Raw genomic sequence first — 15,020 nt, forward strand, 5'->3', positions numbered from 1 at the left:
CGGAATTCGGATCGGGTCGGCCCCACTCGAGATCCGGGCCTGGCGCCGCGACATCTCAGGCGTACTGCGGCGTCTCCGTTCGCGCCGTGGACTCCTCCTCGAGCTCGGGGGGCGCCGGAACGGTATCGGCCGGCCTGTCCTGTTCCACCCCGGGCAGCAGCCGCGGCAATACCGTCGCTCCCGCGGTGGCGGCCAGCGCCGAGGTGTTCGCGATCGTCCAACCGACCGGACCCAGTGGCGTGCAGCCGAAGTACGTCCCCAGACCCGGTGTCATCACGATGACCCCCAGCACTGCACCACTGGCGGCGGCGGTGAGCCATACCAGCGGGCTGCGGTAGCCCGCCACCAGGGTCTGCCCGAGCTGGGTGCCGATCAGTGCCACGAGTCCGATGGTGTCCGCGCGCCGCTGGGTACCGGTGTAGCGTCCGGCCATCCAGGCGACCGAGGCGCCGGTGGCCGTCGCGACCCCGCGAATCCCGATGGTGCGCAGCAGGTCGGCGCCGAGACTGGCCGGGGGGATCGCGGCCAGCTGCCCCGTGCGCTGTTCGACCCAGCGCGCATCGGTGTCGGGTGCGGGGGTCTCCTGATCGCCGGCCAGGGCGAGCGCGAGCGCGGGGAACATATCGGTCAGCAGGTTCACCAGCAGGAACTGACGGGTCCCCAGCGGGGCGCGGCCACCGACGGCGGTACCGAACAGTGTGAACGCGACTTCGCCCGCGTTACCGCCCACCAGGACGGCCACCGCATCGGCCACCCGCTGCCACATACTCCGGCCCTCGACCAGCGCATGCAGCAGCGCCCGCGGATCCGGTTCGGTGAGGACCAGGTCCGCGGCGTTGCGGGCGGCCGCCGAACCGTGCGCGGCGATACCGATCCCGATATCGGCGGTGCGGATCGCCGCGGCGTCGTTGCTGCCGTCGCCGGTCATCCCCACGACATGTCCGGTCCGGCGCAGCGCGGCCACGATACGCACCTTCTGCTGGGGATCGACACGGGCGAACACGGTGCTGCGCTCGATGAGTTCGGTCTGCGCGGTGTCGTCGAGTTCGTCGAGATCGGCACCGGTGGTCACGGTGTCGACGGTGATACCCAGCCGGCGCGCGACGGCCGCAGCCGTCACCGGGTGGTCGCCGGTGATCATCCGGACCGCGACACCGTTGTCCTCGAGCGCGCGGACGAGATACGGAGTCTGCGGCCGGGGCGTATCGGCGATCCCGAGGAATCCCAGCAGGGTCAGCCCCTCGACCACGTCCTCGACATCGTCGGGTGGACCGGACAGGTCGCGTCGGGCGACCACCAGCACGCGCAAACCCTGTTCCGCGAGATCGTGGACGGTGGCCTCGGCCCGCTCGCGCTCACCGTCGGTGTACACCCGGTCCGTCTTAGCGGACGCGCCGCCGCGGACCCGGGTGCACAGGGGCAGGACGACCTCGGGCGCGCCCTTGACCACCAAGCGCAGTTTGTGAGCGGTCCGGCCCAATACCGCCGCGTACCCCCGGTTGGATTCGAACGGTATCTCGTCGATCGGGTCCCACCGGTGGTGCGCGTCCTCGCCCAGGATCTCGGCGGCGGCATCCAGTACGGCCCGGTCCGTGGCGTGCAGGACCGGCCCGTTATCCGGGTCGGGGCAGGCCCGTGCCGCGGCCCGTAGCAGCCGCCGGGCGGCCTCGCTGTCGCTGCCGGGCTCCCACTGCGCGTTCAGGTCGGCGAGCGCGGTGAGCCGTAACCGGCCCTCGGTGAGGGTGCCGGTCTTGTCGAAGCACAGGGTGTCCACCCGGCCCAGGGCCTCGACCGCGCGGTTGGCGCGGACCAGTACGCCATAGTGGGACAGCCGCCGTGCCGCGGCGAGCTGCGCCACGGTGGCGACCAGGGGCAGCCCTTCGGGTACCGCGGCGACCGCGACACCGACACCGTCGGCGATCGCCGCCCGCAGGGTGCGGCCACGGAGGCCGCCGAGCGCGGTCACGATCGCGCCGCCGGACAGGGTGAGCGGCAGGGCGCGGTCGGTGAGGGCCCGCAGCTGTGCCTGGACGCCCCCCTTCTCCGGCGGTACCGCGCCCGCGGTGGCGCGCCCCGCCTGGGTATCGGCGCCGACCGCGACGACCACGGCCACCGCTGACCCGCTCACCACCGTGGAGCCCTCGAAGACCAGACAGGCCCGGTCGCCGAGCGCCGCGCCCGGCGTGGCCTCGACCTGTTTGGCTACCGTCACCGATTCGCCGGTGAGGCCGGACTCGTCCATTTCCAGGTCCTCGGCGCGCAACAGCCGGGCGTCGGCGGGCACCACCTCACCGGCACGGATCGCGAACACATCGCCGACCACCAGACAATCGGCGGGAAGATCGGTGGTCGCCGGGTCCTCGGCGTCGATATCGGCGCGGCCGATCACCCGCCCGGACAGACGCTCGCCCTCGATGAGGTCGAACAACTCGTTCTCGGCGGCCTGGCGCTGGCGCGCGGAGATCATGGCGTTGACGGTGAGCACCGACGACAGCAGTACCGCGTCCGAGGGTGATCCGAGAATCGCGGTCGCCGCGGCACCGACACCCAGGATCGGTGTCAGCGGATCGGCCAGTTCCCGGCGCATATGGCCGAGAAAATCGGTCAGCGACGACAACCGGGCCGCCGTCGCGCCGCGATCCGCGGGTACGTCGGTGGCCCGTTCGGCCGCCGGTGCCGGCTCGGGCAGGCGGGCCAGCACCTCATCCGGTTCCAGGGCGTGCCAGGGCAGCTGGGGCGCGTGCTCCGCGGCGGGGTGGGGCCGGACCGCACGGGCGCCGGCCACTGCACCGTTGAACAGACCGGCGAAGTTCGCGGCGATCATGGGCGCGGAACGCGAGCGGGAGGCGGGCGAGGCCGCGAGCAGCAACCCGGTGAGGCTGCACGCCGACAGTGCCAGGGTGCGGCCGCGTTCACTGACCTGTCGGGCCGGCTCGACCACGGCGAGAGTGCGCTGTACCTGCCCCAGGTCGCGGCACAGCAGATCGGCTGTCCAGGGCACGTGGATACCGCCGCCTTTACCGCCGATGATGCCGATCGCGACGTCGGCGTGGTCGAGTGCCTTGTGCGCGCGGGTGGCCAACACAGCGACCGCGTGCCCCTGCTTCTGGAGGCGGTGGACGTGCGAGCTGAGCGAACCGTGCGCGTTCACGAATTCGTCGGCGAGGCTGCGGAGTTCACCGGCGTCCCGGTGGCCGGCGAGCACCACCCGCAGCCCGGCCCGCCGTGCTGTGCCGAGCACATCGTGCGCCCGCGGGTCGAGCTCCCGCCCGATCAGGACGCGGCCGAGGATCCGCTTTCCCTCACGTAGTTCGCGCCATACCGGGCGATTGGTGGCGCCGCGGTCGGGAGCCCCCGACTCGGGCCGTACCAGCCGCACCGCCTTCTTGTCCCCCGGACCCCCTTCGTCGGTGCCGGCCCACAGCAGCCGCTGCGCGGTGCTCCAGACCCGCGCCTCCGGCCAGCCCTCACCGGTCGTCTCCACCTCGAGCACCACTCGTCCGGACGTGGCCAGCGCTTCGCCGTCGACGACCAGCGCAGTGAGCCTGTCGAGCCGCCGCCACGCCGCCGGATGCAGAGTGAGCACCCCGGCGCCGGCGAGCGCGGTGGACACCGTCGCGGCGAATACTTCCCGGCCGGCGCGGGCCGTTTTCGGTGCGCCCAGCATGAGAGCGTCCGGAACGTCACCGATACGACCCAGACCGGCCAGCGTGGCGGCTCCCGCCAGCGAGGCGGCCGCTGTTTCGTCGGCGACCTGTTCCACCGGGCCCCGGGGCATATCGGCGGGCCGGGTATGCGGCGGTAGCGGTTCGGTGACCCCGAAATGCTCGGCGTCGACGATATCGGTCTCCCACTGCTGCCACTGCCCGCGCCGGGCCAGTGCTTCGGTGAGGACGAACGCGCGCTGGACGGTATCGGCCAGCAGATTGGTGACCCCGCCGACTGTGCCCTCACCCAGTGCGACCCCTGCCGCGTTGGCGATGGCGAGCAGCAGGTCGGCACGGGGGCGGCCCAGCCGCTGTTCCAGATGTGTGCGCAGCCGGGGCTGAGCGTCGATGAACGCCGCCACCGCGCGCACACTGTGCATCACCCCGCGCAGTGGCGGCACCGTACCCACGGCCGACACCGCGATGGCACACACGTCACCGGCCACTTCGATGGCCGCGGCCAGGACCGGTTCCCGGTCGGCCGGGAATTCGGCGGCGCGACTCCAGTCGGTGTCGGCGACATCGGACTCCTCTTCGGCCTCTTCCACCACCGCCAGTAGCTTCTCCAGATCGGCGCCGCTGGACAGCGCGGTGACGATCCGGCCGGTGACCGCGTTGACCCGCCACCATTCCACGCCGCGTAGCCGACCGAGGCGCTTCTCGAGCGAGCGGGTCACCGCCGGCCCCTGACCGTTGTCCAGGCCGCGCACCTCGATGGTCGCGTGATCCTCGGTCACCTCGACCCGGCGCTGGGCGCGGCGGTCCCGTGGGTCGACGAGTGCCGCCAGATCGTCGCGCAGACTCGCCGCGTCGTCGGATTCGAGCGTCGAGAGACCGGATGCGACCGTCGTGACGACCTTCTCCGCCGCTCGCCACGGTGCCTCGACCGCATGGAAGCCGGTGTCGAGGGCGCGGCCGGTTCCGGTGCGTACCACCGCGGCCACAGTAGAAACCGGATCGTTCAGCAAGCGAGGAGACAGCACGCTTCGCACAGAGGGCCCCATGGGGGGCGCCTACCCTCAGCAGGCCCGGCCAAACGCCGTCGACCGGCGTATTCGCCGCTCGGAGCGCAGTCGCGGCGGCGGGTATCGACTGTGATCCGATCCCGGGGGCGGCGGTGTCGGCAGTGTCCACGACCCCGTCCCCGGGTTAGCCTCCACAGGGAGCGGTGGACAGAACCACCTCCTCGGCAGGGCACGCCGCGGCCACGAGCCGGGCGGTCGCGGCGAGCGCCCAGCAGCGGTTCTTCGCGGGGCCGCGGTCACGGGCAACCTCGACGAAGGAGTGCTATGCGCTGTGTGGTGTTCGGGGCGACCGGTTACCTCGGTGGCCGACTGGTACCGGAACTCCTGCGCGCCGGTCATACCGTGCGGGTGCTCGCGCGGACCCCGGGCAAGCTCACCGACGCGCCGTGGCACGACCGGGTGGAGATCATCCGCGGTGATGTCACGGTCGCCGCGGACGTGCGGGAGGCTTTGGCGGACCAAGAGGTCCTGTACTACCTGGTCCATTCGCTGACCCGCGCGGATTTCGACACCGTGGACCGCGAGGCGGCGACCATCGTCGCCCGGGAGGCCGCGGCGGCCGGCCTCGGCCGGATCGTCTACCTGGGTGGGATAGCACCCGCCGGACAGGACCTGTCCCGGCACCTGTCCTCGCGCGCGGAGGTCGGCCGGATCCTGCTCGACAGTGCAGTGCCCGCGCTGGTGTTCCGGGCGGCAGTGGTCATCGGTTCGGGTTCGGCCAGTTTCGAGATGCTGCGCTACCTCACCGAACGGCTGCCGGTGATGGTCACCCCGCGCTGGGTACGGTCACGGATCCAACCGATCGCCGTCCGGGACGTGCTGTACTACCTGACCCGGGCGGCGGAACTCCCGGCCACCGTGACCGGCGCGTTCGATATCGGGGGTCCGGATGTCCTCACCTACGAACAGATGATGCGGGTGTATGCGGAGGTGGCAGGGCTGCCGCGGCGGGTGATCGTCCCGGTGCCGGTGCTGACGCCGTGGCTGTCGGCGCAATGGGTGAATCTCGTGACGCCGGTGCCCCGGGCGATCGCGGTACCGCTGATGGAATCCCTGGTCAACGATGTCGTATGCGCCGAGCACGAGATCGCCGCACATATCCCCGACCCCGACGACGGCCTCACCGGGGTCCGCCGCGCGGTGGAACTGGCGTTGACCCGCATCCGGGATTCGGATGTGCCGACCCGCTGGTCGGATGCCGGCCCCGCGCCCTCCGAGCCGTTGCCCACGGACCCGGTGTGGTCGGGCGGATCCCTCTACCAGGACCTCCGGGAACGTCCGACCACTGCGGATCCCGCCGCGCTGTGGACGGTGATCGAGTCCATCGGCGGCGAACACGGCTGGTATTCCTTCCCGCTGGCCTGGTCGCTCCGCGGCTGGCTGGACCGCCTCGCCGGCGGGGTCGGGCTGCGTCGGGGCCGGCGCGACCCGCACCGCCTCCACGAGGGGGAGGCGCTGGACTGGTGGCGGGTGGAACGGATCGAACGGCCCACTTTGTTGCGCCTGCGCGCGGAGATGCGGGTGCCGGGCCGGGCCTGGCTCGAGCTGGAAGTGCGTCCCGGTAACGGGCATGCCGGGGCGATCTACCGGCAGCGTGCCGTTTTCGAGCCGCACGGGCTGGCCGGACATTTGTACTGGAAGTCGATCGTGCCCTTCCACGCTCTGGTATTCGGCGGAATGACCCGGAACATCACCGGCGCGGCCGAGAAGGCCGACGGCGGTCGCAGCGGGTCCGGCCGCCGCCGTGTGCTGAGCCTGCTGCATCGTCCGGCGCGCTGAATCCTGCCCGGTGACGGCCCTTTCCGGCCGGGTACGCGCGGGTGGCGCGGCACGGTGTCGGAGGGCGCCGATACCCTCGGGCCCATGTCGTTGGCATGGTTGCGTTCCCACGCCGTCGCCTGGTCACTGCCGCGCAGTCCGGGCTCACTCACCGAGGCCTTGGCCGAGCTGGAGTTCGTGCAGGCCGACCCCATCCGGTCGCCCGCCCGGGCGCAGGATCTGATCCTGCGCCACCGGGTGCGCGGCTACCGGGCCGGTGATCTCGACCGCGACTACCGCGCGCTCGGCATCGACGAGGATCTCCTCTACGCCTACGGATACACCGTGCCCCGGCTGCGTCCCTACCTGCATCCCCGCCACCACCCACGGGGTACGAACGGCCAATTCCCGCACAACGAGCAGTCGGCGGCGGTACTGGATTTCGTCCGGGAACGCGGTGTGGTGCACCCGCGCGAGCTGCAAGCGCATTTCGGGCACCGCGGTGTGGTCAACGCATGGGGCGGCACCTCGTCGGCTACCACCGTCGCGCTCGAGGAACTCCACCGGTACGGGTTGCTGCGGGTAGCCGACCGCGTTTCCGGCATCCGGCGCTACGAGATCGCCGAACTCCCCGATGCCGTCCTGGACCCGGCCGAGCGCCGGCGGGCGCTGGCACTGCGGGTGGCGCGCACGCTCGCCCCCGCCACCGAATCGACTCTGGCCGCCACGGTCAATCGCATCGTCCGTCCGATCGGCGGCGCGACCGGTTCGGCGACCATCCGCGAACTCCTGGCCGGCGGCGAACTGTCCGCCCTGACCGTCGACGGAGTCCGCTATCTGTGGCCGTCGGACCTGGAGCCCACCGACCGCACGCCCCAGGCCCGGGTCCGCTTCCTCGCACCCTTCGATCCCCTTGTCTGGGACCGGAAACGTTTCGGCCGGGTCTGGGGCTGGGACTATCGATTCGAGGCCTACACCCCGGTCGCCCAGCGGGTCCGCGGGTATTACGCGATGCCGATGCTGTGGCGCGACCGCGTGATCGGCTGGGCGAACTGCGCGGGCCCGGGTAGCGCGGTCGAGGTCGGATACGTGGACGGCGCCCCGAAGGGCCGAGCTTTCGCCACCGCCCTGGACGCGGAAATCCAACGGCTGCACACCTTCCTGAGCCCGAACTGATTCACGCGAAGGTGGCGCGTGCTCGGCGTCCCCACCGTCGCTGCGCGGAAATGTATGTGCAACCGCGCTTTTCGGACAGATTGACCGTAACGACACCACCGGCCGCCTCGATCTTCGGGTGACACATAACACGTTTGGGTCGGATCGAGGTGGGGTCATGATGTCTCCGTTGCTGTCCAAGGGACAGAACTTGCAGCTGCCGGGTGATGTGCTGCAGCTGGATGTGGTGCTCGGCTGGACGGAATCGGAGGTGGAAGTCGATGCTTCCGCACTCCTGCTGGACCAGGCCGGAAAGGTCCGCTCGGATGCGGACTTCGTGTTCTACAACCAACCGGAATCCCGGGACGGATCGGTCCGTTTCCTGGGCACCAGCGTGACCGAGGAAGGGGCACAGGCCCGGGTCGCGCTCGACCTCTCGGCCGTACCCGCCGAGGTGCAGACGGTCGCGCTGGCCGGCAGTCTCGTCACGGGTACATTCGGCGATCTCGGCAAACTCGCGTTCCGGGTGGTCGACGCGGCGGGGCACCTGCTGGCCGAATACGTCACCGCCGACGCGGTGAACGAATCCGCGTTTGTCTTCGGCGAGGTGTACCGCCGCGGCGACGCGTGGAAGGTTCGCGCGGTCGGGCAGGGCTGGGATTCTGGGCTGGCCGGTCTGGTCACGGATTTCGGGGTGTCCGTCGATGACGACGCCGCGGACCGGCCGAGCACACCGACCGATCCGCCGGAGCCCGGGACGGCGGTGCCGGCAGTTTCCGATACTCCCGCCGACGATGCGGTGGAGGCCGCTGCGACGGACACCCCGCCGTCGCAGCCGAGGCGCCGCGGTGTCCGGACCGCCAAGCGCGCGGCGCCGACCAGCAAGCCGATCGAGTTCGTGCTGGCCGAGAACGAAGCGTGGCAGCCCGCGCGGTTGTTCTCGGTGGCCGGGGTCGGCGCCGGTGAGGAGCAGGAACGCCGGGCCACTTCCGCGCTGGTCGCCACCATGCAGGCGGTTCGTCCGTTCGCGCGAGCACTGTGTGCGCGGGTCGGGGCACCGGCGGGTGCGTTCGAGGGCTATTTCGAAGTCCAGTACGACCGCGGTGACGCAAGGGTGATCCCGGACGCCGTGTTGCGCGTGGCTCGCGGTGGCCGGCTCTGGACCGGTCTGCTGGAGGTCAAGACCGGCGGCGGGAAACTGCGGCGCGAGCAGCTGGAGAGCTATCTCGATGTGGCGCGCAAGAAGAAGTACGACGCGGTGATCAGCCTGTCCAACGACATTCCCGCGGCCGCCGGCGAACTACCGGTACAGGTGGATCGCCGTAAACTCACCAAGGTCGCCCTGCGTCATCTGTCCTGGGCCGAGGTCTCACACGAGGCGCGCCGCTTGCTCGCGCACGGCGGGGTCGAGGATCCGTTGCAGACCTGGCTGCTCGGCGAGTTCCTGCGTTACCTGGACCATCCGCGATCCGGGGCAACGGAATTCGTGGATATGGGCAGGCACTGGGTCGCGGTGCGCGATGCCGTCACCTCGGGCACCCTGCGGGGCGGTGACCAGAAGGCGGCGGCGGTCGCCGAGCGGTGGGTGTCGCTGTCGCGTCACCTGGCATTGCGGCTGACCGCCGAACTCGGTGTCACCGTGAACCACGTACTGCCGCGCCGGCACGCCTCCGATCCGGCGGTCCGGAACGCCGCGGTGGCGGAGCGGCTGGCCGCCGACGGGCTTTTCGAGGCGGTGCTGCGGATCCCGGAGACGGCCGGTGATCTCGTGGTTGTCGCGGACATCCGGACGAACCGGATCCGTTCTCGTCTATCGGTTGCGGCACCGGGCGAGGGGACGTCGCTGCGGCGGCTGTCGTGGCTGCTCAAACAGCTCGCGGAGGCGCCGGATGCGGTGCAGGTCGAGGCGGTGTTCTCCGAGCGCGGCCACACCACCTGTGAGTACCTGGACATCGTGCGCGCCGATCCCAAGGTGCTGACCACCGGCCGGACCGGTGAGATCGTCTCCTTCACGCTCGAACAGAGTTTCCCGATGGGCAACCGGCGCTCTGGAACCGCGGCGAGTTTCATCACCAGCGTGACCTCCTCCGTCGACGACTTCTACGGAAAGGTCGTACAGCCAGTTCGGGAGTGGACCCCCGCCGCCCCGAAACAGGCCGAGCTGTTGCCGCCCGCGGCGGCCGGAGCGGTCGGCGAGTAGAGGCGGCCTGTTTGTCCCAGGAGGTCGCGGGTAGCCGCTGACGGATCGGCCCCGGCAGTCGCGTCCCGACCGGATCGCGGCCCATGTCGTCCTGCCGGGGCGGTAGAACTCGAGTCCGGAGGTGGCGGAGATGAAGGCGGTGACCTGGCAGGGCAAGCGGGATGTATCGGTCGAGGAGGTGCCGGACCCGGGGATCCGGGAGCCGGGCGACGCAGTGGTCCGGGTGACCTCCACGGCGATCTGTGGTTCGGATCTGCATCTATACGAGCTGCTCGGTGCCTATATGACCCCCGGCGATGTGCTGGGCCACGAGCCGATCGGCATCGTGGAAGAGGTGGGGGCCGATATCCGGAATCTGTCGGTGGGCGACCGGGTGGTGGTGCCGTTCCAGATCAGCTGCGGCCGGTGTGAGATGTGCCGGCAGGGTCTGATGACACAGTGCGAGACCACCCAGGTCCGGGATCAGGGCTGTGGGGCGGCGCTGTTCGGCTACTCGAAGCTGTATGGCCAGGTGCCGGGTGGCCAGGCCGAATACCTGCGGGTACCGCATGCGGATTTCACCCATATCCGGGTACCGTCCGACGCGGACGATACGCGCTACCTGTTCCTGTCCGATGTGCTGCCGACCGCCTGGCAGGCCGTGGAGTACGCGGGTGTCCCGGAGGGAGGTTCGGTGACAGTGCTCGGGCTGGGGCCGATCGGTGATATGGCCGCCCGGGTCGCGCACCACCGCGGGCTACGGGTGATCGGGGTTGATCTGGTTCCCGAGCGGCTGGAGCGTGTCGCCGCGCGCGGTATCGAAACCATCGATCTGCGGGCGGTCGGTGACGGCCTGGCCGATGCCATTCGCGAGCGCACCGAAGGCCGAGGAACCGATTCGGTGATCGAGGCGGTCGGGATGGAAGCGCACGGGTCGCCACTGGCCGCCGCGGCGCAGCGCGTGGCGTCGTTGATGCCGACCATGTTGGCGCGGCCCGCGATGGACACCGTGAGTGTGGACCGGCTCGCGGCGCTGCATACCGCGATCGATATCGTGCGTCGCGGGGGCACCATCTCGATCGTCGGTGTCTACGGCGGAACGGTGGACCCGATGCCGATGCGGATCCTGTTCGACAAGCAGATCCAATTGCGGATGGGCCAGGCGAATGTGAAGCGCTGGGCCGACGACATTCTCCCGCTGCTCGACGACAGCGACCCGCTGGGCGTGGATTCGTTCACCACCCACCGGATACCGTTGTCGGCGGCGCCGGAGGCCTATCGGATGTTCCAGGCCAAGCGGGACGGCGCGGTCAAAGTGGTGCTCGACCCCGCCGCGTGAGCCGGCTTCCGGTCGCCGGCCAGATCAGGTGATCGCGAGATAGCCGGCGAGCCCGAATCCGCACAGGGCGACACCGATGCGCATGGCGGTCGGTGGGAGGCGGGCTACCAGCGGGGGTCCGTACCATCCGCCGGCGAACGCACCGAGGCCCATGGCCACCGCGGCGAGCCAGTGCACCGGCCCGAAGACGGCGAATCCGACCGCCGCGACCAGGTTGGCGACGCCGGTCAGCACGCTCTTGAGCACACTGGCCCGCCAGATGGTCTCCGACGTGCACACCAGGATCAGGGCGAGGAACATGACGCCGACCCCCGCGCCGAAGTAGCCGCCGTAGAGGGCGACGACCGCGGTGGCGAGCGGGTAGAGCCGGGGGAAGGTCCGGCCGCCGGCGAGTTCGCGGAGTTTGGGTTGCAGCAGCAGGCTCGCGGAGGCCATGGCGATGAGGAAGGGTACAACGGCGGCGAAGACCTCCGCCGAGGTGGTGAGTAGCAGGACAGCACCGCCGAGGCCGCCGAGGGCGGCGCAGCCGGCATGGACGAGCAGCGCCCGGGAGTTGTCGTTGATCGCCGCGCCAGCCTTCGCGGTCGAGCCGACTCCGACGGCAACCATGGCGACCGTATTGGTCACATTGGCCGACACCGGGGAGAGTCCGGCGGCGAGCAGGGCCGGATACGAGATCAGCGAGGCGATACCGGTTACGTAGCCGACGAGCCCGGCGAAGAATCCGGCGACCGTGACGAGACAGAAGGTGAGCACGGTCAAGGGCGGAACTCCTCGTGGAACTGATACCGGCGGGCGGGCACCGCCGAGGTCGGGGGAGGGACGGCCGGGGACACCGAGCGGTGTGCGGTCGTCGCGGCGCCGTTGCCGGATCGTGCCGGGACGATCCGCCGCAGCATAACGGGCGTACGGGTTATCCGGGGGCGGCGGCCGGCCGATGATCGGCGTCGGGGCGTAGGGCGTCGGCGCCACAGTATTTACGACGAATAAAGAAAATGTCTCATAAAGGGTTGAACTCGTGCCCGAAGTGCGGAATACCTATCAGGGAACAGGCGATGCCGCGACGGCGCGGCACGAACCCGAGGAGACGGACTGTGCGCACATTCACCGGCAAGGATGAAGTTCTCGCCGCGGTGGGGGAGACCCTGGGCACGAGCGACTGGGTGGAGGTCACCCAGCGGATGGTCGACCAGTTCGCCGAGGCCACCGGGGATCATCAGTGGATCCATGTCGATCCCGCGCGCGCGAAACGGGAGAGCCCGTTCGGCGGGCCCATCGCCCACGGCTACCTGACGCTGTCCCTGCTGCCGCTGCTCGGCTCGCGGATCTTCGGCTTCGCGAACGCCAAACTGGGCATCAACTACGGCTCGAACAAGGTCCGGTTCCCGAGTCCGGTGCCGGTGGGCGCGAAGGTGCGGTCCACGGCCGTGCTCGCCGACGCGGCCGAGGTGTCCGGCGGGGCGCTGCAGCTGGTCGTCCAGCACACGGTGGAGATCGAGGGTGGGTCGAAGCCGGCATTGATCGCGGAGGCGGTGAGCCGAGTCGTGTTCTGACCCGGCCCCGCGGGTCAACGGTCCGCGTCGGTGAAGCGGATGATTCCACGAATATTGCGGGCCGCGAGCATATCGGCGACGGTCACGGTGCCACCGCGAAGGCTCGGGGGCGGTGGCCCCGCGAACCGGTGGCTCAATACTGGGCCGCGCCCAGATCGACCGAAATGCTGGCGGCGGTGACGAACCGGGATTCGTCGCTCGCCAGCCAGCACACCGCGTCGGAGATGTCCTCGGGCTGTGCGATGCCGTCCGGCAGCAGGGGAGTGTCATCCGCGCCAGGAGTCCATTGGTCTCCGCGGCCCGCATGAGCGCGCCGACCATGTCCCCGGAACCCATCGGCGTGGCGACCGGGCCGGGGGCGACACTGTTGACCCGGATCGAATGTTTGCCGAGTTCGGCCGCCAGCGCGCGGGCTATCCCGGTGACGGCGTGTTTACTGGCGGTGTAGTGCACCATGAACGGCTGCATCGCCACACCCGAGGCGGAACTGATCAGGATCATCGAGCCGCCCCGCCCACCCTCGATGATCCGGCGCGCGCCGGCCATCACGTTGTTCCAGGTGCCGGTGACATTGGTGTCGAGAACCGCCTGGAACGACTCCGGGGTGATGGCGTCCCACGGTTCGGGGATACAGATTCCGGCGTTGGCGACGATCACGTCGAGCCGGCCGAATGCGGCCATCCCGGCATCGACGGTGGTCCGTAGCGCGGCCAGGTCGCGGGTATCGGCCGCGTCGGCGACGATCTCGCGCCCGGTCTCCTCCACCAGGCGGACGGTCTCGTCGAGATCGCCGGGAGTCGCCGCGTCGTAGGGAACCGCGTGCGGCAGCGGACCACACAGGTCCACCGCGATGATATCGGCGCCCTCGGCCGCCAGCCGGACGGCGTGGGCCCGGCCCTGACCGCGCGCCGCGCCGGTGACGAAAGCTACTCTGCCGGACAGTCGACCGCTCACTTGCCGCTCTCCTGTCGTCGCGAACACATCCGACCATTGTGTGCCGCCCGGGCCGCGTCGTGCACGCACCGGGATGTGAGCGGGGTGGGTCGGTGTGGGCGTGCGCGGCGCCCGCGGGCTACTCCGACAGCGCTTTGAGGGCCAGTTCGGCCAGCTCCGGCCGACAGATGAGCAGATCGGGGAGATAGGGATCGGGGCGGTTGTAGATCAGCGGGCTTCCGTCCAGGCGGGAGACGTGCAACCCGGCCGCGGCCGCCACCGCGACCGGTGCGCAGGAATCCCATTCGTACTGGCCGCCCGAATGGGCGTAGATATCGGCGATGCCCCGGACCACCGCCATCGCCTTGGCGCCGGCCGAGCCCATCGGGACCTCGGTCGCCTCCAGGCGGGCCACCATTCGCCGGACCTCGAAGGACGGCCGGTTGCGTGACAGCGCCACCCGCACGGCCCCGGGCGGCGGGGGCGGCGGGAGGATCGGCGGCCGGCCGGTATGCAGCACCAGGCCCTCGGCCGGGAGCGCGACCGCTCCCGCGGCGGGCTTTCCGTCCACCGCGAGCGCCACGTGCACCGCCCAGTCCGCACGTGCGGGTTCACCGTACTCCCGGGTCCCGTCGAGGGGGTCGACGATCCACACCCGGGACCGCCGAACGCGGTCGCCGTCGTCGGGCGATTCCTCCGAGAGCACCGCGTCCGCCGGGCGTTCGGCGGCCAGCCGCCCGAGCAGGAAGTTATCGGACCGCCGGTCGCCGACAGCGCCCCCGAGGTCCCGGATGCCGAGCAGTAGTTCCCCGGCTTCGCCGGCCAATGTCGCGGCGAGTGTGTGGTCGTCCATGCGGATCCTTCCCGGCGAGCGGTGCCGCCCAGATCCATATACCACGACGCGACCGGTGCATTCGTCCCGCGGTTCCGCGGACCGGACCGGCGGAACACCGACCCGGACGGGCCGGCGCGGCAGGTCAGTAGGCGATGAACAGGATCTCGTCGCGCGAGTAATCGTGGCCGGGATGGTTCTCGGTGAGATGCTTACGCACCACATCGACCAGTTCGTCCTCGGTGGCGCCGGTCAGATGCTCGCCACAGGGGCAGTTGAGCCGTGTCTTCACGGAAGTTCCTTTCTTCGCGTTCAACGAACGGGAACAGCGTACGTCTCCGGTGGCCGGGACGACGGCTTTCGGAGGCTGCCGCGACCGTAGCCGGGACCCCGGCGCGCGGGACACCGGACCGGGTCCGCCGCCAGGGATTCCGTGCTGTTCGGCTCGGGCGGCCGCCCACCGTGTCACGCCGGCAAGGCGGCCCGGACCTCGGCGCACCCCACTGCCCGGTCGGCAAAGGTGGAAAGCATGGCGACGC

Annotated in this window: 9 protein-coding genes and 1 pseudogene; 5 read left to right on the plus strand and 5 right to left on the minus strand. The window is 70.6% G+C overall.

From position 1 onward, the window contains the following. Positions 1-55: 55 nt before the first annotated feature. Positions 56-4,642 carry a cation-translocating P-type ATPase gene (locus tag ACQPYS_RS14240; protein ID WP_433492886.1) on the minus strand — a complete coding sequence of 1,529 codons (4,587 nt, stop codon included), beginning with the start codon at positions 4,640-4,642 and terminating at the stop codon, positions 56-58. A gap of 354 nt (positions 4,643-4,996) precedes the next feature. Between ACQPYS_RS14240 and ACQPYS_RS14245 the strand changes: the two genes are divergently transcribed. The 4 genes from ACQPYS_RS14245 (at position 4,997) to ACQPYS_RS14260 (ending at position 11,163) form a co-directional block, all read left to right on the plus strand. Continuing rightward, complete coding sequence (locus ACQPYS_RS14245; RefSeq protein WP_063034434.1) at positions 4,997-6,511, plus strand: SDR family oxidoreductase; 1,515 nt, start codon at positions 4,997-4,999, stop codon at positions 6,509-6,511. A gap of 84 nt (positions 6,512-6,595) precedes the next feature. After that, complete coding sequence (locus ACQPYS_RS14250) at positions 6,596-7,666, plus strand: DNA glycosylase AlkZ-like family protein (RefSeq protein ID WP_433492887.1); 1,071 nt, start codon at positions 6,596-6,598, stop codon at positions 7,664-7,666. Between the two features lie 157 nt (positions 7,667-7,823). Beyond that, positions 7,824-9,845: a TerD family protein gene (locus ACQPYS_RS14255; protein WP_433492888.1), complete on the plus strand. Its 2,022-nt coding sequence runs from the start codon at positions 7,824-7,826 to the stop codon at positions 9,843-9,845. Positions 9,846-9,975: 130 nt separating this feature from the next. After that, positions 9,976-11,163: a zinc-dependent alcohol dehydrogenase gene (locus ACQPYS_RS14260; RefSeq protein WP_433493045.1), complete on the plus strand. Its 1,188-nt coding sequence runs from the start codon at positions 9,976-9,978 to the stop codon at positions 11,161-11,163. Positions 11,164-11,187: 24 nt separating this feature from the next. Here ACQPYS_RS14260 and ACQPYS_RS14265 read toward each other — a convergent pair whose 3' ends face one another. After that, entirely contained in the window at positions 11,188-11,925 is a 738-nt protein-coding gene (locus ACQPYS_RS14265) for a sulfite exporter TauE/SafE family protein (RefSeq protein WP_433492889.1), read from the minus strand. 332 nt (positions 11,926-12,257) lie between these two features. On the opposite strand from ACQPYS_RS14265, the gene ACQPYS_RS14270 reads away from it, so the two are divergent. Further along, positions 12,258-12,716: a MaoC family dehydratase gene (locus ACQPYS_RS14270; protein ID WP_174551649.1), complete on the plus strand. Its 459-nt coding sequence runs from the start codon at positions 12,258-12,260 to the stop codon at positions 12,714-12,716. A 133-nt stretch (positions 12,717-12,849) separates the two neighbouring features. On the opposite strand, the pseudogene ACQPYS_RS14275 reads toward ACQPYS_RS14270, so the two are convergent. The 3 genes and pseudogenes from ACQPYS_RS14275 to ACQPYS_RS14285 all read right to left on the minus strand — a co-directional run bounded on the left by ACQPYS_RS14275 (position 12,850) and on the right by ACQPYS_RS14285 (position 14,773). Continuing rightward, a pseudogene (locus ACQPYS_RS14275) lies at positions 12,850-13,670 on the minus strand (mycofactocin-coupled SDR family oxidoreductase). Positions 13,671-13,788: 118 nt separating this feature from the next. Further along, positions 13,789-14,502 carry a 3'(2'),5'-bisphosphate nucleotidase CysQ gene (locus ACQPYS_RS14280; RefSeq protein ID WP_433492890.1) on the minus strand — a complete coding sequence of 238 codons (714 nt, stop codon included), beginning with the start codon at positions 14,500-14,502 and terminating at the stop codon, positions 13,789-13,791. Positions 14,503-14,626: 124 nt separating this feature from the next. Continuing rightward, positions 14,627-14,773: a DUF1059 domain-containing protein gene (locus ACQPYS_RS14285; RefSeq protein ID WP_063814553.1), complete on the minus strand. Its 147-nt coding sequence runs from the start codon at positions 14,771-14,773 to the stop codon at positions 14,627-14,629. Positions 14,774-15,020: the final 247 nt, after the last annotated feature.

The organism is Nocardia grenadensis (assembly GCF_050942415.1).
GTDB classification, from domain to species: domain Bacteria; phylum Actinomycetota; class Actinomycetes; order Mycobacteriales; family Mycobacteriaceae; genus Nocardia; species Nocardia grenadensis.

Excerpts from the sequence above, each read along its gene's own strand:
- ACQPYS_RS14250 (WP_433492887.1), top strand. The coding sequence starts at position 6,596 with ATGTCGTTGGCATGGTTGCGTTCCCACGCCGTCGCCTGGTCACTGCCG.
- ACQPYS_RS14255 (WP_433492888.1), top strand. The coding sequence starts at position 7,824 with ATGATGTCTCCGTTGCTGTCCAAGGGACAGAACTTGCAGCTGCCGGGT.
- ACQPYS_RS14260 (WP_433493045.1), top strand. The coding sequence starts at position 9,976 with ATGAAGGCGGTGACCTGGCAGGGCAAGCGGGATGTATCGGTCGAGGAG.
- ACQPYS_RS14280 (WP_433492890.1), bottom strand. The coding sequence starts at position 14,502 with ATGGACGACCACACACTCGCCGCGACATTGGCCGGCGAAGCCGGGGAA.
- ACQPYS_RS14245 (WP_063034434.1), top strand. The coding sequence starts at position 4,997 with ATGCGCTGTGTGGTGTTCGGGGCGACCGGTTACCTCGGTGGCCGACTG.